At 74.3% G+C, this 21,402-nt stretch carries 22 protein-coding genes; 12 read left to right on the forward strand and 10 right to left on the reverse strand.

The features are described from left to right. The first annotated feature begins 66 nt into the window (after window positions 1-66). From MY526_RS13900 to MY526_RS13910, 3 genes are read left to right on the forward strand one after another with little or no spacing between them, the layout of a single operon-like run. On the forward strand, window positions 67-450 hold the full coding sequence (locus MY526_RS13900; protein ID WP_436692880.1) for a response regulator: 384 nt from the start codon (window positions 67-69) through the stop codon (window positions 448-450). After that, window positions 438-2,207: a sensor histidine kinase gene (locus MY526_RS13905; protein WP_436692881.1), complete on the forward strand. Its 1,770-nt coding sequence runs from the start codon at window positions 438-440 to the stop codon at window positions 2,205-2,207. Before MY526_RS13900 ends, MY526_RS13905 begins: the two co-directional genes overlap by 13 nt. Continuing rightward, window positions 2,198-2,842, forward strand: a complete 645-nt coding sequence (locus MY526_RS13910) for a LuxR C-terminal-related transcriptional regulator (RefSeq protein ID WP_436692883.1) — start codon at window positions 2,198-2,200, stop codon at window positions 2,840-2,842. Before MY526_RS13905 ends, MY526_RS13910 begins: the two co-directional genes overlap by 10 nt. Before the next feature lie 38 nt (window positions 2,843-2,880). Here the strand turns inward: MY526_RS13910 and MY526_RS13915 are convergent, their stop codons facing one another. Continuing rightward, complete coding sequence (locus MY526_RS13915) at window positions 2,881-3,867, reverse strand: ABC transporter substrate-binding protein (protein ID WP_436692885.1); 987 nt, start codon at window positions 3,865-3,867, stop codon at window positions 2,881-2,883. Window positions 3,868-4,041: 174 nt separating this feature from the next. Between MY526_RS13915 and MY526_RS13920 the strand changes: the two genes are divergently transcribed. Then, window positions 4,042-5,253 carry a cytochrome P450 gene (locus MY526_RS13920; protein ID WP_436704108.1) on the forward strand — a complete coding sequence of 404 codons (1,212 nt, stop codon included), beginning with the start codon at window positions 4,042-4,044 and terminating at the stop codon, window positions 5,251-5,253. Here the strand turns inward: MY526_RS13920 and MY526_RS13925 are convergent. Further along, window positions 5,210-5,515, reverse strand: coding sequence for a hypothetical protein (locus MY526_RS13925; protein WP_436704109.1), 306 nt, complete (start codon window positions 5,513-5,515; stop codon window positions 5,210-5,212). The two genes, MY526_RS13920 and MY526_RS13925, sit on opposite strands and share 44 nt — an antisense overlap. A gap of 156 nt (window positions 5,516-5,671) precedes the next feature. Here MY526_RS13925 and MY526_RS13930 point away from each other — a divergent pair, with 156 nt between their 5' ends. From MY526_RS13930 to MY526_RS13940, 3 genes are all read left to right on the forward strand, one after another. After that, the gene (locus MY526_RS13930; protein WP_436692890.1) at window positions 5,672-5,890 is read left to right on the forward strand and encodes a hypothetical protein; all 219 of its coding nucleotides are present in this window, start codon (window positions 5,672-5,674) and stop codon (window positions 5,888-5,890) included. Between the two features lie 120 nt (window positions 5,891-6,010). Further along, on the forward strand, window positions 6,011-6,730 hold the full coding sequence (locus MY526_RS13935; RefSeq protein WP_436704111.1) for a class II aldolase/adducin family protein: 720 nt from the start codon (window positions 6,011-6,013) through the stop codon (window positions 6,728-6,730). 62 nt (window positions 6,731-6,792) lie between these two features. Continuing rightward, on the forward strand, window positions 6,793-7,761 hold the full coding sequence (locus tag MY526_RS13940; RefSeq protein ID WP_436692893.1) for an ABC transporter substrate-binding protein: 969 nt from the start codon (window positions 6,793-6,795) through the stop codon (window positions 7,759-7,761). 115 nt (window positions 7,762-7,876) lie between these two features. Here MY526_RS13940 and MY526_RS13945 read toward each other — a convergent pair whose 3' ends face one another. The 6 genes from MY526_RS13945 to MY526_RS13970 all read right to left on the reverse strand — a co-directional run bounded on the left by MY526_RS13945 (window position 7,877) and on the right by MY526_RS13970 (window position 12,657). Next, window positions 7,877-8,632, reverse strand: coding sequence for a succinate dehydrogenase/fumarate reductase iron-sulfur subunit (locus MY526_RS13945; protein ID WP_436704113.1), 756 nt, complete (start codon window positions 8,630-8,632; stop codon window positions 7,877-7,879). After that, window positions 8,629-10,431, reverse strand: a complete 1,803-nt coding sequence (locus MY526_RS13950) for a fumarate reductase/succinate dehydrogenase flavoprotein subunit (protein WP_436692897.1) — start codon at window positions 10,429-10,431, stop codon at window positions 8,629-8,631. Before MY526_RS13950 ends, MY526_RS13945 begins: the two co-directional genes overlap by 4 nt. A gap of 15 nt (window positions 10,432-10,446) precedes the next feature. After that, a complete protein-coding gene (locus tag MY526_RS13955) occupies window positions 10,447-11,277 on the reverse strand; it encodes a hypothetical protein (RefSeq protein ID WP_436692899.1) in 831 nt (276 codons plus the stop codon). Beyond that, window positions 11,274-11,537 (reverse strand): hypothetical protein, encoded by a 264-nt coding sequence (locus MY526_RS13960; protein ID WP_436704115.1) that lies wholly within the window; start codon window positions 11,535-11,537, stop codon window positions 11,274-11,276. The genes MY526_RS13955 and MY526_RS13960 overlap by 4 nt, the downstream gene beginning before the upstream one ends. A 204-nt stretch (window positions 11,538-11,741) precedes the next feature. Further along, window positions 11,742-11,876, reverse strand: coding sequence for a hypothetical protein (locus tag MY526_RS13965; protein WP_436692902.1), 135 nt, complete (start codon window positions 11,874-11,876; stop codon window positions 11,742-11,744). 115 nt (window positions 11,877-11,991) lie between these two features. Next, window positions 11,992-12,657 carry a TetR/AcrR family transcriptional regulator C-terminal domain-containing protein gene (locus MY526_RS13970; protein ID WP_436704116.1) on the reverse strand — a complete coding sequence of 222 codons (666 nt, stop codon included), beginning with the start codon at window positions 12,655-12,657 and terminating at the stop codon, window positions 11,992-11,994. Window positions 12,658-12,745: 88 nt separating this feature from the next. Between MY526_RS13970 and MY526_RS13975 the strand changes: the two genes are divergently transcribed. After that, on the forward strand, window positions 12,746-13,765 hold the full coding sequence (locus MY526_RS13975; protein ID WP_436704118.1) for an NAD(P)-dependent alcohol dehydrogenase: 1,020 nt from the start codon (window positions 12,746-12,748) through the stop codon (window positions 13,763-13,765). A 49-nt stretch (window positions 13,766-13,814) separates the two neighbouring features. Here MY526_RS13975 and MY526_RS13980 read toward each other — a convergent pair whose 3' ends face one another. Continuing rightward, the gene (locus tag MY526_RS13980; RefSeq protein WP_436692908.1) at window positions 13,815-15,446 is read right to left on the reverse strand and encodes a glycoside hydrolase family 13 protein; all 1,632 of its coding nucleotides are present in this window, start codon (window positions 15,444-15,446) and stop codon (window positions 13,815-13,817) included. A gap of 98 nt (window positions 15,447-15,544) precedes the next feature. Between MY526_RS13980 and MY526_RS13985 the strand changes: the two genes are divergently transcribed. Beyond that, a complete protein-coding gene (locus tag MY526_RS13985; RefSeq protein WP_436692909.1) occupies window positions 15,545-16,699 on the forward strand; it encodes an acyl-CoA dehydrogenase family protein in 1,155 nt (384 codons plus the stop codon). Window positions 16,700-16,851: 152 nt separating this feature from the next. Here MY526_RS13985 and MY526_RS13990 read toward each other — a convergent pair whose 3' ends face one another. Continuing rightward, complete coding sequence (locus MY526_RS13990; protein WP_436704120.1) at window positions 16,852-18,081, reverse strand: multidrug effflux MFS transporter; 1,230 nt, start codon at window positions 18,079-18,081, stop codon at window positions 16,852-16,854. A 164-nt stretch (window positions 18,082-18,245) separates the two neighbouring features. On the opposite strand from MY526_RS13990, the gene MY526_RS13995 reads away from it, so the two are divergent. Genes MY526_RS13995 through MY526_RS14005 form a run of 3 tightly spaced genes read left to right on the forward strand, consistent with a single transcriptional unit; the run spans window position 18,246 to window position 21,372 of the window. Beyond that, window positions 18,246-19,208 (forward strand): isocitrate lyase/PEP mutase family protein, encoded by a 963-nt coding sequence (locus MY526_RS13995; protein WP_436692913.1) that lies wholly within the window; start codon window positions 18,246-18,248, stop codon window positions 19,206-19,208. Then, window positions 19,205-20,605, forward strand: a complete 1,401-nt coding sequence (locus tag MY526_RS14000; RefSeq protein ID WP_436692914.1) for an FAD-dependent oxidoreductase — start codon at window positions 19,205-19,207, stop codon at window positions 20,603-20,605. The genes MY526_RS13995 and MY526_RS14000 overlap by 4 nt, the downstream gene beginning before the upstream one ends. Then, window positions 20,602-21,372, forward strand: a complete 771-nt coding sequence (locus MY526_RS14005) for an SDR family NAD(P)-dependent oxidoreductase (RefSeq protein ID WP_436692916.1) — start codon at window positions 20,602-20,604, stop codon at window positions 21,370-21,372. Before MY526_RS14000 ends, MY526_RS14005 begins: the two co-directional genes overlap by 4 nt. Window positions 21,373-21,402: the final 30 nt, after the last annotated feature.

The raw sequence follows: 21,402 nt of genomic DNA on the forward strand, positions 1-21,402 counted from the left end.
CCACCCCTGCCGAGGAGCAGGGTCAACCCTGTGTCGAGGGGCGGTCGGCGGTGACAGCATCGACGGATGGCGGCGCGGGTCCTGATCGTCGACGATCACGCCCCCTTCCGGTCGCTCGCCCGGCGGCTGCTCACCGCGGGCGGCTTCCAGGTCGTGGGCGAGGCGGGCGACGGCGCCGACGCCCTGGTGGCGGCCCGCGAACTGGTCCCTGACGTGGTGCTCCTCGACGTCCAGCTGCCCGACCTCGACGGCTTCACGATCGCCGAGGAGCTGACCGGCTGGCGGGGCGGCCCGGTCGTCGTGCTGGTCTCCAGCCGGGCCCGCCTGGACTACGGGTCGCGGGTGGACCGCTGCCGCGCGCGGGGGTTCATCGCCAAGGGGGACCTGAGCAGCGAGACCCTGTGGCAGGTGATCGACGGTCCGCCGAGGGCGACCCCGTGCAGCGCCTGAGCCGCGGGCTGCGGTGGGGGACGGGGGCGGCCGGGGTCGCGGCCGGGGCGGGCGCGGCAGCCGCGCTGGTGTGGGGCGGCTACGCGATCCCGCCCGACCTGCTGCCGCCCACGCTCGTGCTCAGCCTCGCGGTCGGCTGGTCGTTCATCGGCGTCGGCCTGGTCGCCTGGAGCCACCGCCCGGCCAGCCGCACCGGGGCGCTGATGGTCGCGCTGGGCTTCGCCTGGTTCGCCCGCTACGTGGTCGCGGTCGCGGCCCGTCCCGCGTTCGTCGCCGGGGTCCTGCTGGGGTCGGTGTACCTCAGCCTCCTGGTGCACCTGCTCGCGACGTTCCCCGACGGGCGGGTGCGCACCGGGGTGGAGGGGGCCGTCGTCGGCGTCGGCTACCTGCTGTCCGCCCCGCTGGACGCCGCCTTCCTGGTGGTCTTCTCCGTCGACCGCGGGCTGGGCGAGGGGCCGCCCCCGAACGGCCTCGTGATCGCGCCGACCAACGGCGAGTTCGCCCCGTCGGCGATCGACCTCGCCGTGCAGGGCGTCGTGGTCGCGCTGTTCCTCACCCTGCTGGCGGTCGTGTTCGCCCGCTGGCGCGCGGGCGGGCCGGCGCAGCGCCGCAGCCTCGCTCCCGGGGTGGCCGGGGGCGCCGTGGTCGTGGTGACGATCCTCGTCCAGCGGACGGCGATCCTGCTGCTCATCCCGCCGGCCGCCGGCGTGGTGCTGGCCTGGTCCGCGCAGGTCGTGCTCGTGGTGTGGCCGCTGGCGCTGCTGCTCGGACTGCTGCGCAGCCACCTCGACCGGACCGGCGTGAGCCGCCTGGTCGTCGAGCTCGGCGCCGGGGTGCCCGTCCCGGAGCAGCTGCGGAGCGTGCTCGCCCGCACGCTGCACGACCCGTCGCTGGAGCTCGCCTACTGGCTGCCCGAGCGGGAGGCCTTCGTCGGCCCCGACGGCGCGCCCGTGGCCGATCTCGCCGCGGGGAACGGGCGGGCGCTGACCTACCTGGAGCGCGACGGGGAGCGGATCGCGGTCCTGGTGCACGACCGGGCGCTCACCGGTGAGCCCGAGCTGGTGGCGGCGGTGGCGGCCAGCGCGGGGCTCGCGGTGCAGAACGAGCGGCTGCACGCCGAGGTGCGCACGCAGTTGCGTGAGGTGAACGCGTCCCGGGCGCGGATCGTCGAGGCGGCCGACGCCGCCCGCCGCCGGGTCGAGCGGGATCTGCACGACGGCGCCCAGCAGCGGCTGGTCACGGTCGCGCTGGCGCTGCGCCTGGCCCGCACCCAGCTGGGCTCGGCCGGCGCCGGGGAGGTGGCCGCGCTGCTGGACGAGGCCGGCGCGGAGCTGTCCGGCGCCCTCGACGACCTCCGCGAGCTGGCCCGCGGGATCTACCCGGTGCTGCTCACCGATGCCGGGCTCGGGCCGGCGCTGGCCACGCTGGTGGATCGGTCCCCGGTGCCTGCGGTGATCGGTGCGGTCCCCGACCGGCGGTGGCCGGAGGCGCTGGAGCAGACCTGCTACTTCGTGGTGTCCGAGGCCCTGGCGAACGCCGCCAAGCACGCGGACGCTTCCACCGTGACCGTCGACGTGCGGCCGGAGGGCCGGCTGCTGCGGGTCGAGGTGGGCGACGACGGGGTCGGCGGCGCCGACCCGGCGGGCTCGGGCCTGCGCGGCCTCGCCGACCGGGTGGCCGCGCTCGGAGGCCGGCTGGTGGTCCGGAGCCCCCGGGGCTCGGGGACGCGGGTGATCGCGACGCTGCCGTGCGAGTGATCGTCGCCGACGACGCCGCGCTGTTCCGGGCCGGCATCTGCCGCCTGCTGGCCGACGCCGGACTCGAGGTCACCGCCCAGGTCGGCGACGCCGCGGCCCTGCTGGAGGCGGTCGAGCGGGACCGGCCGGACGTCGCGGTCGTCGACATCCGCATGCCGCCCAGCCACACCACGGAGGGCCTCGCCGCCGCCCGGGAACTGAGCGAGCGCTACCCGGGCATCGGCGTCCTCGTGCTCTCGGCGCACGTCGAGCCGCACTACGCCATGCAGCTCCTGGACTCCGGCACCCGGGGGACCGGCTACCTGCTCAAGGAGCGGGTGACCGACCCGGCCGAGCTCGTCGACGCGGTCCGGCGGGTGGCCGCCGGCGGGGTGGTGATCGACCCGGGAGTGGTGGCCCAGCTCGTCGGCCGGCGACGTGCCCGCGACCCGCTCGACCTGCTGTCCGAACGGGAGCGGGAGGTGCTCGCTGTCATGGCCGAGGGCCGCTCCAACCAGGCCATCGGAGAGCGGCTCTTCCTCGCTCCGAAGACGGTCGAGGCACACGTGCACAACGTCTTCACGAAGCTGGACCTGCACGAGGCCGCCGACGCCAACCGCCGCGTGCTGGCCGTGCTGGCGTACCTCCGCGCCTGACGGTGGGGCGGCTCCGCGGAGCCGCCCCACCGACGTGCTCAGTCGATGAGAATGGTCTCCACGTCGAACTCCTCGCTGATGATCCCGTACTCCAGCATCAGGTCGCTCATCTCCTGCAGCTGCTCGGCGTCGGCCTCGGCGTCCCACTGCGGCAGCTCGACTGCCTCGACGGTCTCGGCCGGCACCTGCGAGTAGGTCGGCACCAGCTCGACCAGCCGCTCGCGGTCGCCGTCGAGCTGCTCGATGGAGGTGGCCAGCGCGGACCGGAACGACTCGATCACCTCGGGGTTCTCCTGGGCGTACTGCTCGGTGGTCAGCCACCCGGCCACGGGCATGCCCTCGACCGGGCCGCTGAACAGCGGGAAGAGCACCCGGTGGCCGGCCGCCAGGGCCGAGGCCTGGAAGGGCTCGACCTGCCAGATGGCGTCCACGTCGCCGGCTTCGAGGGCGGCGGCCATGTCCGGCAGCGGCAGCTCGAGGAACTGGATCGTCGAGATGTCGACGCCGGCGTCCTCCAGGACGGCGTTGATCGCAACCGTGCCGATGTTCTGCAGGTTGTTGACCGCGATCCGGGCGCCGGCCAGGTCAGCCGGGCCCTGGAAGGGGGAGTCGGCCGCGACCATGATCGCGTGGTCGGTGGCGCCGACGTCGTTGCCGGCCACGATCCGCACCGGCAGCCCCTGCTGCGCCGCCAGCACCGCCGAGGTGTAGTTGCCGTAGGTGATGTCGTACTCGCCGGCGATCAGCGAGGGGATGGCCTGGGCGCCGCCGGAGGTCTGCTCGAGCGTCACGTCCAGCCCGGCGTCGTCGAACAGGCCGGTCTCCTCGGCGTTCACCGCGGTCGCCGTGTGCACGAGCGGGAAGTAGCCCAGCGTCAGCGCTGCCGGGCCCGACTCACCGCCGCCCTCGCCACCTCCGCTGCCGGCATCGTCGTCGGAGCCGCACGCGGCCAGCACGAGCGTGGCCGCGCAGCCGAGCGCGAGCCCGGCCAGCCGGCGACGGGGGTGGGTGGCAGGTGCAGACATCGATGCAGGTCTCCTTCTCGGATGGCGGCAGGGGTGCCGCGCACGAGGAGGATGGTGCGGTGCCCGTCACACCGGGACCCAGCCTTCTCTCAACAGATGAGAGGAGAGTGGGCCGAGGGAGGTCGGGCGCGTCACGCTGACGTCAACCGCGACCCCCGACCCGGGAGTGCTCCTGTGACCGTCGACAGCCCGCCCACCAGCGACGCCCCCGTCCTGGACGACGACCCGTTCGGTACCGAGGTGCTGACCGACCCCTACGACTTCCACCGCCGGCTGCGCGACGCCGGCCCGGTGGTCTTCCTCCCCCGGTACGGCATCTACGCCATGGGCCGCTTCGAGGAGGTCAAGGCGTCGCTGCAGGACTGGGAGACCTTCGTCTCCAGCCGCGGCGCGGGCCTCGCGGACTTCGCCAAGGAGAAGCCGTGGCGGCCGCCGAGCCTGCTGCTGGAGGCCGACCCGCCGGACCACACCGTCGTCCGGACGGCGATGAACGGCGTCCTCTCCCCGCGCACGATGCGCACGCTGCGGGAGCGCTTCGCCGCACCGGCGCGGGAGATCGCCGAGCGGCTGGTCGAGCAGGGCACCTTCGACGCGGTCACCGACCTGGCCGAGGTCTACCCGCTGCGGGTCTTCCCCGACGCCGTCGGCCTGCCCGAGGAGGGCCGGGAGAACCTGCTGCCCTACGGCGGGCTGGCGTTCAACGCCTTCGGCCCGGACAACGAGCTGCGTCGGAACGCGCTGGCCACCGCCGCACCGGTGCAGTCCTGGATCTGGGAGCAGTGCCAGCGGGAGCACCTGGCGCCCGGCGGTTTCGGCGCGCAGATCTGGGAGGCCGCCGACCGCGGGGAGATCACCCACGAGCAGGCCCCGATGCTGGTGCGCTCGCTGCTCACCGCCGGCCTCGACACCACCGTCTACGGCATCGCCAACACCGTCTACGCGCTCTCCCGCTTCCCCGACCAGTGGGCGCAGATCCACGCGCAGCCGGCCAAGGCCAAGTTCGCCTACGACGAGGCGCTGCGCTGGGAGTCCCCGGTGCAGACCTTCTTCCGCACCACCAGCCGGGACGTCGACGTCGCCGGGACGACGATCCCCGAGGGCACGAAGGTGCTGCTGTTCCTCGGCTCGGCCAACCGCGACCCGCGGCACTGGGGCGAGGACGCCGAGCAGCTCGACATCAGCCGGCGCACGGCCGGGCACGTCGCCTTCGGCATGGGCATCCACCAGTGCGTCGGCCAGCCGGTGGCCCGCCTGGAGACCGAGCTGGTGCTCTCCGCCCTCGCCGAGCGGGCCCGCACCATCGAGCCGGCCGGAGAGCCCACGCCGAAGCTGAACAACACCCTCAAGGGCTGGGCCAGCGTCCCGGTGCGGGTGGTCCCCGCCTGACGGCGTCCTCGTCCCAGGGGGTGGCGCCCCCGGCCGGCGGGAGGTCGGCGGACAGCCAGCGTCCGGTGAGAACGGCGGCCAGCGTCATCAGCGCCCCGAGGACCGGGCCGGCCGCCGCACCGAGCACCGTCGCTCCCGCCACGGCGGCCGGCAGGCAGCCGGCGGCCGTCGCCCACCCGGCTCCCCAGACCAGCGACCGGCCGGGCGCGACGAACGCCCCGGCGGCGGCCCGGTGCGGACGGTGCGGCTCGACGACGGGCATGGTGCCTCCTCCCGCGGTGGTCCCCCGAGGGGTGCACGCCGGAGGGTGCGTTGCCATCCTCCAGGTGCGGTCGCCATCAACTCTCCATGTGGGGTCGAGGCCGGTGTCGTCGCCCGGCCGCCGGGTACAGCCGGGCTGACGGCGAGGAGGACGAGCATGCCGCGTGACCCCCGACCGGGCGAGGACGACGTCGACCGCGACGACGCGCAGGCGCTGACCCGCGCGACCGGCGGCGGCGACAGCGACGCCCCCGACGCGCCGACCACCACCGGCACCGGCGGGTCGGGCGAGTTCGTCGGCCGCGTCGCCGGCGGGGACGACGTCGGGTACGCGGGCGAGACCGGCGCGGAGCGGCGGGCGGCCGAGGAGCGCTGAGCGTTCCACCGAGCGCGTCGCCCGGTTCTGCTCTCCAGAAAGTCCTGCGTGACCGCTCGTGCCGCGGGTCACGATCGTCCGGCGGGTGATCGCCACCCGCGGGGACCGAGAGGGGCCGCCGTGCGCGAGGACACCACGTCGACGAGGTCCCGCGAGCAGCGCGCCACGCTCGCGGAGGCCAACCACATCCTCGTCGACCAGGGCATCCTCGACGCCTTCGGGCACGTGAGCGTCCGATCCGCCGACGACCCGGACACCTTCCTGCTCGCCCGGAACCTCGCGCCCGGCCTCGTGCAGGCCGACGACGTCCAGCTGTTCACCCTCGACGGGACCACCGACGACCCCCGGCCGCCGTACCTCGAGCGGCACATCCACGGGGAGATCTACCGCGCCCGGCCGGACGTGCACGCCGTCGTGCACAGCCACTCGCCGGCGGTCATCCCGTTCGGCGTCGCAGGCACCCCGCTGCGGCCGGTCCTGCACATGGCCGGGTTCCTGGCCCCCGAGGCGCCCGTGTTCGAGGCGCGGGACACCCTCGGGTCCGGCTCGGACCTGCTGGTGCGGACGCCGCAGTCCGGGGTGGCGCTGGCGCGGGCCCTCGGCCGGTCCTCGGTGGTCCTCATGCGGGGCCACGGGGCGACCGCGGTCGGCGCCTCGGTGGAGGAGGCCGTCTACCGGGCCGTCTACACCGAGGTCAACGCCCGTGCCCAGGCCGAGGCGCTGCGCCTGGGTGGCTGCACCTACCTCACCGACGAGGAGGCCGCCGCGACCGTGGCCACCAACACCCCGCAGCTCCCGCGCGCGTGGGGCTTCTGGCGCGACCGCGCCCACCGGCCCTGACCGGTCCTCGCACCCCTCGGACCCGCACGACCCCCGTCCCCGTTCTGCGAAGGAGCTGCCCCGTGACCGGATCCAGGTCCCGCGTCGCCGCCGCCGGTGTCGCCGCCCTGCTCGCCCTCGCCGCCTGCGGCGGTTCCGACGACGACGCCGCCGGGGGTGCCGCGGAGGAGGGCGGCCTGACCCCCGTCACCATCGGCACCCAGCCCATCGTCGACTCGGCCCCGCTCTACCTCGGCGTCGACCAGGGCTTCTTCGAGGAGGAGGGGCTCGATCTCACCATCGAGTCGGCCGTCGGCGGGGCGGCCGTCGTCCCCAGCGTCGTCTCCGGCGAGTTCGAGTTCGGGCGGGGGAACGTCCTCTCCACGATGATCGCCGTCGACGAGGGGCTGCCCCTGCAGTGCATCACCAACGCCAACTCCACCGCCGGCAACCCCGACTTCGGCGCCGTCGTGGTGCCCGGGGACTCGCCGATCCAGTCGATGGCCGACCTGCCCGGCAACACCGTCTCGGTCAACACCCTGAACAACATCGGGGACACGACCATCCGGTCGGTCGTCGAGGACGCCGGTGGGGACCCGCAGGGCGTCGAGTTCGTCGAGATCCCCTTCCCCGATGCGCCGGCCGCGCTCCAGACCGGTCAGGTGGACGCCGCCTGGATCCTCGACCCGTTCCTCACCGAGGCCGTCGACGCCGGGGCGCGGGTGCTGTCCTACAACTTCTCCGACTTCCACCCGGAGCTCGACATCTCCTGCGTCTTCACGTCGCAGCAGCTGATGCAGGAGCAGCCGGAGCTGGTCGAGGCCTTCCAGCGGGCCATGAACCGGTCGCTGGAGTTCTCGCAGGAGAACCCGGACGAGGTCCGACGGATCACCGGCACGTACACCGAGATCGACCCGGCAGTCCTCGAGCGCATCGTCATCCCGACGTTCCGGACCGAGTTCAGCCGCGAGGCCCTCGAGCGGCTCGGCGCGAAGGCCACGGAGTACGGGACGCTGTCCGAGGAGCCGGACCTCGACCAGTTCCTGCCCTGACCCCCGGGCGGCCCCCTGCAGGGTCCCGCCGCGGCCCCGTCCAGAGGCTCGCCGCGAGCCTGCGAGCGGTGAGGAGGACGGGGTACTTCCACGGTGGGGGGCAGGGGGTCCTCTCTCAGTCCCGCGGGCGCCGCCGGATCCGCGCGCCCAGCCAGGTGACCGGGTCGAACCGGCGGTCCACGACGCGCTCCTTGAGCGGGATGATCCCGTTGTCGGTGAGGTGGATGCCCTCCGGGCACACCTCGGAGCAGCACTTGGTGATGTTGCAGTAGCCCAGGCCGAACTCGTCCTGCGCGGCGTCCTTGCGGTCGACGACGTCCAGCGGGTGCATGTCGAGCTCGGCCAGCCGGATGAGGAACCGCGGGCCGGCGAAGACGGCCTTGTTGGCCTCGTGGTCGCGGATCACGTGGCAGGTGTCCTGGCAGAGCCAGCACTCGATGCACTTGCGGAACTCCTGCGGGCGCTCCACGTCGACCTGCTGCATCCGGTGGTTGCCGTCGCCGTCGCGGGGTCGCGGGGTGAAGGCCGGGACCTGCGCGGCCTTCTCGTAGTTGAACGCCACGTCGGTGACGAGGTCGCGGATGACGGGGAAGGCCCGCAGCGGGGTGACGGTGATCGTCTCGCTCTCGGCGAAGGTGCTCATCCGGGTCAGGCACATCAGCCGCGGCCGCCCGTTGATCTCCGCGCTGCAGGAGCCGCACTTGCCGGCCTTGCAGTTCCACCGGACGGCGAGGTCACCGGCCTGGGTGGCCTGCAGCCGGTGGATGATGTCGAGCACGACCTCGCCCTCGTTGACCGGGACGGTGAAGGTCTGCAGGTCCCCGCCGGACGCGTCCCCGCGCCACACCCGGAACGTCGCGTCGTAGCTCACGCGGAGCCCTCCTCGAAGACCTCGGCGAGCTCGGGTGGCATGGCCGGCAGAGGTTGCCGGGCCACGGCCACCCCGCCGTCCGGCGTCCGCCTGCAGACCAGGTTGGTCCGCGCCCACTCGACGTCCGCGGCGGGGAAGTCGTCGCGGGTGTGCCCGCCGCGGCTCTCCTCCCGCGCGAGGGCGGCCCGGGCGATGCACTCGCTGACCAGCAGCATGTGCGGCAGGTCCAGCGCCAGGTGCCAGCCCGGGTTGTACTGCCGGTGCCCCTCGACCGAGAGGGCGGCCACGCGCTGCTTGAGGGCGGCGATCCGCTCCAGGGCCCGCTCCATCTCCGGCGCGGTGCGGATGATGCCGACCAGGTCGTGCATCGTCTGCTGCAGGTCCTGCTGCACCGTGTAGGGGTTCTCGCCGCCCTCCCGCTCGAAGGGCGCGAGCGCGGCCCGGGCGGCGTCGGCGAGCGCCTCGTCGGCCAGCGCGACCAGGCCGGCCCGCTTCTGGGCGTGCTCGGTGGCGGCCAGCCCGGCCCGGCGGCCGAACACCAGCAGGTCCGACAGGGAGTTGCCGCCCAGCCGGTTGGAGCCGTGCATGCCGCCGGCGACCTCACCGGCGGCGAACAGCCCGGGCACGCGGGCGGCCTCGGTGTCCGGGTCGACCTCCACCCCGCCCATGACGTAGTGGCAGGTGGGCCCGACCTCCATCGGCTCGGCGGTGATGTCGACGTCGGCCAGCTCCTTGAACTGGTGGTACATCGACGGCAGCCGCTTGCGGATGTACTCGGCGTCCCGGCGCGAGGCGATGTCGAGGAAGACGCCGCCGTGCGGCGAGCCCCGGCCGGCCTTGACCTCGCTGTTGATCGCGCGGGCCACCTCGTCGCGGGGGAGCAGCTCCGGTGGCCGCCGGTTGTTCTTCTTGTCGGTGTACCAGCGGTCGGCCTCGTCCTCGGTCTCCGCGGTCTCCTTGCGGAAGAAGTCGGGGATGTAGTCGAACATGAAGCGGTTGCCGGCCGAGTTCCGGAGGACGCCGCCGTCGCCGCGGACGCTCTCGGTGACCAGGATCCCGCGCACCGACGGCGGCCAGACCATCCCCGTCGGGTGGAACTGGACGAACTCCATGTTCACCAGCGAGGCGCCGGCCTGCAGCGCCAGGGAGTGGCCGTCGCCGGTGTACTCCCACGAGTTCGAGGTGACCTTGTAGGCCTTGCCGATGCCGCCGGTGGCCAGCACCACCGACGGCGCCTGCCAGGCGACGAAGCGCCCGGACTCGCGCCAGTAGCCGAACGCCCCGGTGATCCCCTCCGCGTCGGTGAGCAGCCGGGTGACCGTGCACTCCATGTAGACGTCGACGCCGAGGGCGACGGTGCGCTGCTGCAGGGTGCGGATCAGCTCCAGCCCGGTGCGGTCGCCGACGTGGGCCAGGCGGGCGTAGCGGTGGCCGCCGAAGTCGCGCTGGCTGATCAGGCCGTCGGCGGTGCGGTCGAACAGCGCGCCCCAGTCCTCGAGCTCGCGGACCCGGTCGGGCGCCTCCTGCGCGTGCAGCTGGGCCATGCGCCAGTGGTTGAGCATCTTCCCGCCGCGCATGGTGTCCCGGAAGTGCACCCGCCAGTTGTCCTCGGGATAGGCGTTGCCCATGGCCGCGGCGATACCGCCCTCGGCCATGACCGTGTGCGCCTTGCCCAGCAGGGACTTGCACACCACCGCGGTGCGCGCGCCCTGCTCGTGCGCGGCGATCGCGGCCCGCAGGCCCGCGCCGCCGGCGCCCACGACCACGACGTCGTAGTCGTGCCGCTCGAGTTCCACCATCAGAAGAACTCCTGCTCAGAAGAAGCGAAGGTCGGAGATCGTGCCCGTGGCCAGCAGGAAGACGTAGAAGTCGGCCAGCGCGACGCTGACCAGCGAGGCCCACGCGAACTGCATGTGCCGGCCGTTCAGGCGCGAGACGACCGTCCAGAACCGGTAGCGCAGCGGGTGCCGCGAGAAGGAGTTCAGCCGGCCGCCGACGATGTGCCGGCACGAGTGGCAGGACAGCGAGTAGAGGGCCAGCAGCGTGGCGTTGGCCAGCAGGATGAGCGTGCCCAGGCCCATGTGCCCCCACGCGCCGGTCTCGTCGCGGAAGGCGAGGACGGCGTCGTAGAACAGGATGACGTTGATGACCAGGGCCGCGTAGAGGAAGTAGCGGTGCACGTTCTGGCCCAGCAGCGGGAGCCGCGACTCCCCGGTGTAGCGCCGGTGCGGCTCGGCGACCGCGCAGGCCGGCGGCGAGAGCCAGAACGACCGGTAGTAGGCCTTCCGGTAGTAGTAGCAGGTCATCCGGATGCCCAGCGGGAAGATCAGGATGTAGATCGCGGGGGAGATCCACGACGGGCCGGTGAACAGCTCCGGGAAGGTGTCGCCCTCGCAGGCCGTGGTGAGGCACGGCGAGTAGAACGGCGAGATGTAGGGCTCGGCGAAGTAGTACGCGTTCTGGAACGCCCGGAACGACGAGTAGGCGATGAACGCGAGCAGCGCCAGGACGGTGAGCAGCGGCTGCACCCACCAGCGGTCCGTGCGCAGCGTGCGGGCCGCGATCGCGGCGCGGCGCGGGGGGTGGGCCCCGTTCCCTCCACCCGGGGTGACCGCTCCGGTCCCGCGGGGCGCAGTGGCCGTCACCGGAGGCTGCGGCCCGGAGTGCTCACTTCGCCGTCGTAGCCGTCGTCCCACATGACCGGGTCGTACGCCCGGGTCCCGACGACCTCGACCCCGCGGGCGCTGCCGCACAGCAGGTTGAGGTCGTCGCGCAGCCGGGCGACGTCGATCTTGAGTCGGCGTGAGTCCACGGTGTCCCCGAAGCGTCGGGTGAGCGGGCCGCAGGCCTGCTCGAGTGCGTCGACGGCCCGGCGGGCCGCCGCCACGTCCTGCTCCAACGACATCGCTGCCCCCAGTGCCGGGAAAACGCCGCCGCCGCGGCGGAAGGAGCGCAGTCGATCACGGACGGTGGTCCCATGGGAAGGGGGCCGCTCAGCTCTCGGACCGGTCGCGGTCATGGCAGCGTCGGCCGGCACCGTCCGGTCACCGCGCCGATCGACCGCCGTCGTGTCGGCACCGTCCGGGGGAGGTGGCGGTGCCCGGGGCGCTCAGTGCTTCTTGTCGTGCGTCAGCCGTTCCATCTGGGTCGTGGTGTCGGCCTTCGCCTTGCGCTCGGTCCGCTTCTCCTTGAGGGACTTGCCGGACTTCTTCGACATCGAGTGCCGGGGGGACTTGTCGGCCATGGGAGCTCCCTCATCGGGAGCCTGAGCGGCTCCGTGGTCGGAGGCTACGCGCGGCGAGGACTGCCGTGGGGTCGCCCGGCGCGGTCCGGTCGGCCGCGCGGCGTGCAGGGCCGGCTCAACCGCCTGCGGCGGCGCTCTCCAGGCCGTCGAGGAGCAGGTCGAGCCCGAAGGCGAACTCGGCGCCGTAGGAGTAGCCGGGCCGTAGCACGTGCTCGGTCATGATCTCCACCATGTGCGGATAGGCCCCGTCCGGGAACGCCGCCAGCATCGCCGGCGCGAGCTCGGCGGCCTCCTCGGCGGTGTCGAACGGCAGCCCGCGCTCCTGCAGGGCGAAGCCGTAGACGTAGCTGTCGATCAGCGAGTACGCGTGCGCGGCCAGCGCGACCGAGAACCCGGCGCCGCGCAGGCAGCCGAGGACGGCGTCGTGCTGGCGCAGCGTCTCCGGGCCGGGTGAGGTCCGCGACTCCATGAGGCCGATCGCCCAGCGGTGCCGGGTGAGCGCCTCGCGGACCGAGACGGCGCGGCCGCGCAGCGCCGTCCGCCAGCCGGCCGTGGGGGAGGGCAGCTCGATCTCGGCGAAGACGACGTCGACCATGCCGTCGAGCAGGTCGTCCTTGTTGGCCACGTGGTTGTAGAGCGACATGGCCTCGACGCCGAGGGCCTCGCCGAGCTTGCGCATGCTCAGTGCCTCGACGCCGATCTCGTCGGCCAGAGCGACGGCGACCCGGAGCACCCGCTCGCGGCTGAGCGGGGTGCGCGTTCGGCGTGGGCCCTCGGTCATCGGCACCTCCTGAGTTCCGGCTCTTGACGACCTTACGCCGTAAGTATCATACTTACGGCGTAAGTCCCCTCAGGAACGGAGCCGCTCGATGACCGGTCGGACCGAGGGCGCCACGCGCGCCGAGTGCATGACGGCCGTGGTGCAGGACCGCTACGGAGCCGCCCCGGAGGAGGTCCTCCGCGTCGGCGAGCGCGACCTGCCGGTGCCCGGCGACGGCGAGGTGCTCGTCCGGGTGCGCGCCGCGAGCGTCGACATGGGCACCTGGCACGTGATGGCCGGGCTGCCCTACCCGATCCGGGCGGCCGGCTTCGGCGTCCGCCGTCCCAAGGCGGCCAACCCCGGACGCACCCTGGCCGGCACGGTGGTCGCCGTCGGGACGGGGGTGAGCGGGTTCGGGCCCGGCGACGAGGTCTACGGCGTCGGCTCGGCCTGCTTCGCCGAGTACGCGACCGCCCCCGCGGCCAAGCTCGTGGCCCGTCCGTCCGCGCTGCCGCCCGAGCAGGCGGCGGCCGCGCCGATCTCCGGGCTCACCGCCCTGCAGGCGGTGCGCGACCACGGGCGGGTGCGGTCCGGGCAGCGGGTGCTGGTCATCGGCGCCTCGGGCGGGGTGGGCAGCTTCGCCGTCCAGATCGCCAAGGCGTACGGGGCCGAGGTCACCGGCGTGTGCCGCACGTCGAAGGTCGAGGCGGTCCGCGCGCTGGGTGCCGACCACGTCGTCGACCACACCCGCGAGGACCCGACCGACGGCCGGCAGCGCTACGACGTCGTCCTCGACATCGGCGGCAACCGCCGGCTGACCCACCTCCGCCGGGCGCTCACCCCGCGCGGCCGGCTGGTCATCGTCGGCGGCGAGAACGGCGGCCGGTGGCTGGGGGGCACCGACCGGCAGCTGCGGGCGCAGGCGCTGTCCCCGTTCCTCCGCCAGCACCTGGGCACCTTCGTCGCCCGGGAGAACGCCGCGGACCTCGCGGCGCTGGACGAGCTGATCGCCTCCGGCGCGGTCACCCCGCTGGTCGACCGGGTGTTCCCGCTCGCGGAGACGGCCGCCGCCGTGCGCCGGGTGCTCGACGGTCAGGCCGTCGGCAAGGTCGTCGTCGCCGTCCGGTGACCCGCACCGGGTACCGACCGCCGCAGTCCCGACGGTCGGTACCGCGCGGTCAGTGCTCGACCAGCCAGACGGCGGTGTTCGGCGGCAGTGCGACGCTGCCGGCCGAGTGGTGCACGTGCGCCGTCGAGGCCATCAGCAGGGTGCCGCGGCAGCGGACCAGCACCGTCTCGGCGCCCATGTTGACCACGCACCGCACCGTCTCGTCGGCGCCGACCGAGCGGACCGTCAGGACGTCGCCCTGCGTGCTCACCGTCGCCTCGCCGGAGCTGAACGCCGGGTGGGCCTTGCGGACGGCCAGCGCCTGCCGGTGCAGGTGCAGCATCGAGCCGGTGTGCTCGGCCTGCCGGGAGACGGCGTAGCGGCGCCACTCCGGCGGGACCGGCAGCCACGGGTCTTGGGCGCCGTCGGGGGAGAAGCCGACCCCGGGGGTGGAGTTCCACGGCATCGGGACGCGGCAGCCGTCCCGGCCGGCCCGGGCCCCGCCGCTGCGCAGGAAGATCGGGTCCTTCTTGGCCTCGTCGGGGACGGTGGCCTGGGGCAGCCCCAGCTCGTCACCGGCGTAGAGGTAGGCCGAGCCCGGCAGGGCCAGCATGAGCAGCGCGGCCGCGCGGGCGCGCGCGGCGCCGACCGGCCCGCCGCCGAAGCGGGTGACCTGGCGCTCCTTGTCGTGGTTGCCGAGCACCCAGGAGACCGGCGCGCCGACCTGCCCGTAGGCCGCCAGGGCGCCGGAGATCGCCTCGGCGAACGAGCCGGTCTCCCACGACGACTTCAGCAGCCGGAACGACAGCGCCTGGTGCATCTCGTCCGGCCGCGAGTACAGCGCCACCTGGTCCAGGTCGGCCAGGCAGACCTCGCCGACCAGCATCGTGTCGGGGTACTCGTCGCAGATCTCGCGCCAGCGCCGCCACACGTCGTGCACCTCGGGCTGGTTCCAGGTCATCGCCTGCTCCGGTCCGTGGCCGAAGAGGGTGGGGGCGTAGAAGCCGGGGTTGTCCCGCAGCGCGGCGTCCTTGAAGAGGCCGTAGGCGACGTCGACGCGGAAGCCGCTCACCCCCCGGTCGAGCCAGAACCGCAGGGTGCGCTCGAAGTCGGCCGCGACGGCCGGGTCCCGCCAGTTGAGGTCGGGCTGCTCGGGGGCGAACAGGTGCAGGTACCAGCGACCGTCGGGGGTGCGCGACCAGGCCGGCCCGCCGAAGAGGGACTGCCAGTTGTTCGGCGGCTCCTCCGACGGCGGCGCGAAGTGGTAGCGCGCGGCCTCGGGGGAGTCGGGGTCGGCGAGCGCCGTCCGGAACCACGCGTGCTGGTCGGAGGTGTGGTTGGGAACGACGTCGAGCAGCACCCGCAGGCCCACCCGGCGGGCGTCGTCCACCAGCGCCTCGAGCTCGCTGACGTCGCCGTACTCCGGGTCGACGGCGCGGTAGTCGATGACGTCGTACCCGCCGTCGGCACCGCCGGAGGGGTAGTGCGGGTTGATCCAGACCGCGTCCACGCCCAGCCAGGCCAGGTAGGGCAGCTTGCTGCGCAGACCGGCCAGGTCGCCGATGCCGTCGCCGTCGCTGTCGGCGAACGAGCGCAGGTAGACCTGGTAGACGACGGCGCTGCGCCACCAGGGTGACGGAGCGGGGGCGAGGGCGATCCGGCGCTGGATCGAGGTGCTCGCGGTGGAGAGGCGGCGTGCCATGTGGGCACTATCGGCAGTCTCACGGCACGTCGCGTGTGTCATGGATCACGAAGTACGCCCGTTCTCCTGGCGAACTTCGCCAACAGAGGAGGCTGTCCATGGGAGTTGCGCCGGACCAGGAGCTGGTCGACATGGTCGCCGCCTTCGTCGACGAGCAGGTCCGCCCCCGTGTCCGCGAGTTCGAGCGGGACGACGTGTACCCCGAGCCGCTGATCGAGGCGATGAAACAGCTCGGCTTCTTCGGGCTGCTCGTGCCGGAGGAGTACGGCGGCACCGGGCTCGGGACGCCGGCCTTCGCACGGGTCAGCGCCGAGCTCGCGCGCGGCTGGATGAGCCTGGCCGGCGCCATCGGCGGCCACTCGGTGGTCGCCTACCTGCTGACCCGCTTCGGCACCGACGAGCAGCGGCAGCGGTACCTGCCGGGCATGGCCGACGGCTCGCTGCGCGCCACGATGGCCCTCACCGAACCGGGTGGCGGCAGCGACCTGCAGGCCATGCGGACCGTCGCCCGGCCCGACGGCGGCGACCTCGTCGTCACCGGCTCGAAGACCTGGATCTCCAACGCCGCGCACGCCGGCCTGTTCGCGCTGCTGTGCAAGACCGACGCCGACGCGCGGCCCCGCCACGCCGGCATCAGCGTGCTGCTGGTGGAGCCCGCCCCCGGCCTGACCGTCTCGCCCGGCCTGCCCAAGCTCGGCTACCGGGGGGTGGAGGCCTGCGAGGTCGCCCTCGACGGGGTCCGGGTGCCGGCCGGCCGGGTGCTCGGTGGCGTGCCCGGCCACGGATGGGCGCAGATGATGTCCGGCCTCGAGGTGGGCCGGATCCAGGTGGCCGCCCGCGCGGTCGGAGTGGCCCAGGCCGCGCTGGACGACGCGGTGCGCTACAGCCAGGAGCGGGAGACCTTCGGGCGGCCGATCTGGCAGCACCAGGCGGTCGGCAACCTCATCGCCGACATGGCCACCAAGGTGCGGGCGGCCCGCCTGATGACGGTCGACGCGGCGGAGCGCTTCGACTCCGGCGAGCGCAGCGACCTGGAGGCCGGGATGGCCAAGCTGTTCGCCTCCGAGGTCGCCGCGCAGGTCACCCTCGACGCGCTGCGGGTGCACGGCGGCTACGGCTACTCCAAGGAGTACGACGTGGAGCGGTACTACCGCGACGCGCCGCTGATGATCGTCGGCGAGGGGACCAACGAGATCCAGCGCAACGTCATCGCCGCGCAGGTCATCGCCCGCAACCGCATCGACGGACGCTGAACGCCGTCGTCCTCGGAGGGGGCCGTCGTCCTCGGAGGGCCATCGTGGCCACTTCGGCCCTGGCTGGGGCAGGCCGACCTCACCGGGGCGCCGCCGGACCCGCGCTGTAGCGCGAGGACGGCGACCACACCGCGGGTCCGGTCCCGGCCCGACTAGGGCGTCGCGGGCGACAGCACCGCCTCCGGCACGGCCGCCGGCTCCGGGCGACGCCACGGCCGGACGACGGTGAGGACGAGGGCCAGCGAGAGGGCGCTCGTCGTGAGCATCGTCGCGGCCATCACCGTCCCGGTGGTGCCGAGCAGCGAGGCCACCGGCGGCAGCACGGCGCCGACGCCGAACGAGGTCATCCCGAGCAGCGCCGCGGCGGACCCGGCCGACGACGCGTGCGGCCCCAGCGCGAGCGCGGTGTTGTTCGCCCCGATCCCGCCGACGCAGGTGACGACGAGGAACAGCGGCACGAGCAGCGCGGCCAGGTGGCCGGTGAGGGCGCCGGCGACCAGCGCCGCCGCGGCCGTGACGATGGCGGCCAGCGCGACGACCAGCAGCCGCGCCGGGCCCAGGCGCATGACGAGCGCGCCGTTGAGCTGGGCGCCGAGCACCAGGCCGACCGCGTTGGCGGCGAACACCAGCGAGAAGCCCTGCGGGCCCAGGCCGTACTCCTCCTGCAGCACGAACGAGCTCATCGAGATGTAGGCGAACAGCGTCGCGCCGTGCAGCCCGCTCACGGCCATGTGGCCCGCGAAGGTCCGGTCGGTGACCAGGCCGCCCAGCTGGCGCAGCTGGGCGCGGGATCCCGTGGTGTGCCGCGCGGCCGGCGGCAGCGTCTCGGGCAGGGCGGCGCGCGACCCCAGCAGGATCAGCGCGCCGATCACCGCCAGCGCCACGAACAGCCCCCGCCAGTCGGCGAACCGCAGGATCTGGCCGCCGACCACCGGGGCGACCACCGGCGCCAGCCCGAAGACCAGCATGAGCTGGGAGAACACCTGCGCGGCCCGGCGTCCCTCGAACAGGTCGCGCACCACGGCCCGCGCGATGACGATGCCCGCCCCGCCGGCCAGGCCCTGCACGAAGCGGAGCGCCAGCAGCAGCCAGACCGACGTCGCCAGCGCGCACAGCGCGGAGGTCAGCACGAACAGCGCCACCCCGGCCAGCAACGGACGGCGGCGGCCCAGCCGGTCGCTGAGCGGTCCGGCGACCAGCTGCCCGAGGGCCAGGCCCACCAGGCAGGTCGCCATCGTCGCCTGCGCCAGCGAGGGGGAGGTGCCCAGCACCCGCGCCATGTCCGGCAGGCCCGGCAGGTAGAGGTCGGTGGACAGCGGCCCGAAGGCGGTCAGCGCGCCGAGGACCAGGTACAGGCTGCGGCGGGTCCGCGGGTGCGCCATGGAGCTCCTGTCGTCGTCGGGTCGTTGCCCAGGTCAACAGTCTCCCCGGCGCGGGACCCCGGCGAGCGCGCCGTCCCGGACGGCGGAACGCGGTCGTTGTCCGGGACTGCACCGCCGGTCAGGGTCGGGCCAGCTCAGCCGCCCCGACCCCCAGGAGACGATCCGTGCCCCCCTCGCCCGACGGCGTGCCCCTGCCGTCCGACCTCGTCGGCATCGGCCCGGCCCGCAGCGCGCACGACCGGCGCACCGCGCTTCGCGCCGCGCTGGCCGACGCGCGCGCCACCGGCCGGCCGCTGGTCGTGCCCGGGGTGACCGACGCCGCCGGGCTGCGCCTGGTCCAGCAGGCCGGCTTCGGCGCCGCCTACGCCACCGGTGCGGGCCTGGCCAACGCCGTCCACGGCCTGCCCGACGTCGGCCTGGTGACCCTGCCCGAGGTGGTCGAGCACGTCGGCCGCCTCGGCCTCGCCGCCGACCTGCCGCTCGTCGTGGACGCCGACACGGGGTACGGCGGGCCGCTGTCGGCGATGCGGGCGGTCCGGCTGCTGGAGCGCGCCGGGGCCGCGGCGATCCAGCTCGAGGACCAGGAGATGCCCAAGCGCTGCGGGCACTTCGACAGCCACCGGCTCATCCCCGCCGAGCACATGCAGGCCAAGCTGCAGGCCGCCCGCGACGCCCGGGAGGACGACGCCCTGGTGCTCGTCGCCCGCACCGACGCCCGCAGCGCCGAGGGCATCGACGAGGCGATCCGCCGCGGCGCGGCCTACGTCGAGGCCGGCGCCGACGTGCTGTTCGTCGAGGCTCCCCGCACCGTCGAGGAGCTGGCGCGGGTCGGCCGCGAGCTGGCCGGGGTGCCGCTGGTGGTCAACGTCGTCGAGGGCGGCAAGACCCCCGAGCTGAGCGTGGAGGCGTACGGCGACCTCGGTTTCTCCTTCGTGCTGTACGCCAACTTCGTCATGCGCGCCGCGCTCCGGGCCGCCGCCGACGCGCTCGCCCACCTGGCCGCCGAGGGCGAGACCCGCTCCTACAGCGACCGGATCGCCGCCTGGCACGTGCGCCAGGAGCTGTTCCACCTGCCCGCCTACCAGGCCGCGGAGCGGCACTACGACCGGCCGTGGGCGTCCCGGTGAGCGCAGCTCCGGGACCCGGCTACGACGTCGTCGTGGTCGGCGGCGGCCTGGCCGGGTGCGCCGCGCTGCTGTCGGCCGCCGAGCAGGGCGCCCGCGCGGTGCTGCTGGAGCGCCGGGAGGAGACCGGCGGCAGCACCGTCCTGTCCGCCGGGCTGTCGGCCTTCGCCGGCACCGACGAGCAGGCCGCCCAGGGCATCGCGGACTCCGCCGACCTGCTGCGCGCCGACCTCCTGACCACCGGGCACCACGTCAACGACCCTGCCCTCGTCGACGCCTACTGCGCGCACCAGGAGGAGACCTACCGCTGGTTCCGGGGCCTGGGGATCCGCTACGGCACGGTGCACGCCGCCGCCGGGCAGAGCGTGCCGCGCTCGCACCCCACCGACACCCGCCGGCTGCTCGACGTGCTCACCGCCCGCGCCGCCGAGCTCGGCGCCCCCGTGGTCACCGGAGTGCGGGTGCGCCGGCTGCTCACCGAGGACGGCCGGGTCACCGGGGTCGAGGCGGAGACCGGCGACGGCGTCGTCGAGGTGCGCGCGGCGGCCGTCGTCCTCGCGACCGGCGGCTTCTCGCAGAACCCGGAGCTGCTGGCCCGGTTCGCCCCGCAGATGCGGCTGGCCCGCCGCGAGGGTGGAGCGGGCAGCCAGGGCGACGGCCTGCTCATGGGGATGAAGCTCGGCGCCGGCGTCGTCGACACGCCCTACGTCAAGGGCACCTACGGCATCTACCCCGAGGACGTCCCGGGGGAGCGCGGCACCGGCATCCTCGCCGTCTACAAGGGCGCGATCGCGGTCAACCGGGAGGGACGGCGGTTCGTCGACGAGTCCCGGCCGTACAAGGAGCTGGGCGACGCGAGCCTGGCCCAGCCCGGCGGCGTCACCTACCAGGTCTTCGACGCCGGGGTGATGGCCCGCAGCGACGACGAGACGCCGATCTACGACTTCGCCGCCCGCGAGCGCAGCGGCCTGCTGACCGTCGCCGACGGCCTGCCCGAGCTGGCCGACGCGCTGGGCCTGCCCGCCGCGGAGCTGGTGGCCACCGTCGAGCGGTACGACGCGGCGATCGACGCCGGGACCCCCGACGAGCAGGGCCGGGTGCACCTCTCCGGCGGCGTGGGGGAGCGGGTCCCGCTGCGGACGCCGCCGTTCTACGCCCAGCCGAGCACGACCGTCGTGCTGGCCACGTACTGCGGGCTCACCGTCGACCCGACGTGCGCCGTCCGCGACGTGTTCGGCGACCCGATCCCCGGCCTGCTGGCCGCGGGCGAGGTGGTCGGCGGCTTCCACGGAGGCGGCTACATGACCGGCACGTCGATCGGGAAGAGCGGCGTCTTCGGGCGGATCGCCGGCCGCACCGCCGCCGCCCTGGCCCGCGCCGCCACGGTGGGCGCCCGGTGAGCGCCGACCCGTTCGACCTCACCGGGCAGGTGGCGGTGGTCGTCGGCGCCGCCGCCGGGGGTCTCGGCGAGCGGGCCGTGCTCGCGCTGGCCGGCCGCGGCGCGCGGGTGGTCGCCGCCGACGTCGCCGCACGCAAGGACGACCTCGCCACCACCGCCGAGCGCGCCCCGGGCACCGGGACCGCCGAGTGCGACGTCACCGACGAGGCCTCGGTGGAGGCGCTCTTCGACGACGTCCTCGCCCGGCACGGCCGGCTCGACGTCCTGGTCAACGCCGCCGGCGTGATGCTGCGCAAGGGCTACGACGAGACGACGCTCGAGGAGTTCGAGCGGGTGGTCCGGGTCAACCTCACCGGCACCTGGCTGCTCGGCCGGGCCGCCGGACGGCGGATGGCGGCGCTGGGCGCCGGACGGATCGTCAACCTCACCACCGTCTACGCCGAGCGGGTCGGGCCGGTGCCCGAGTCGGCCTACTACGCCTCGAAGGCCGGCGTCGTGAACGTGACCCGGGCGCTGGCCGCGGAGCTGGGCCCCTCGGGGGTCACCGTCAACTGCCTGGCGCCGGCGGTCTTCTACCCCACCGCGATGACCGCTCCGCTGGCCGCCGACCCCGAGCGGCTGGAGTGGTTCGCCGCCCGCACCATGCTCGGCCGGCTCGGCGACCCCGAGCGCGACCTCGACGGCCCGCTGCTGCTGCTCGCCTCACCCGCCTCGGCCTACGTCACCGGCCAGGTCGTCTACGTCGACGGCGGCTGGTCCGCGTGGTGACCGGCCCGCCGAACCCCACCCCCCGAGAGG

Origin of the sequence: Geodermatophilus sp. CPCC 205761 (assembly GCF_051383655.1) — a bacterium.
GTDB lineage: Bacteria > Actinomycetota > Actinomycetes > Mycobacteriales > Geodermatophilaceae > Geodermatophilus.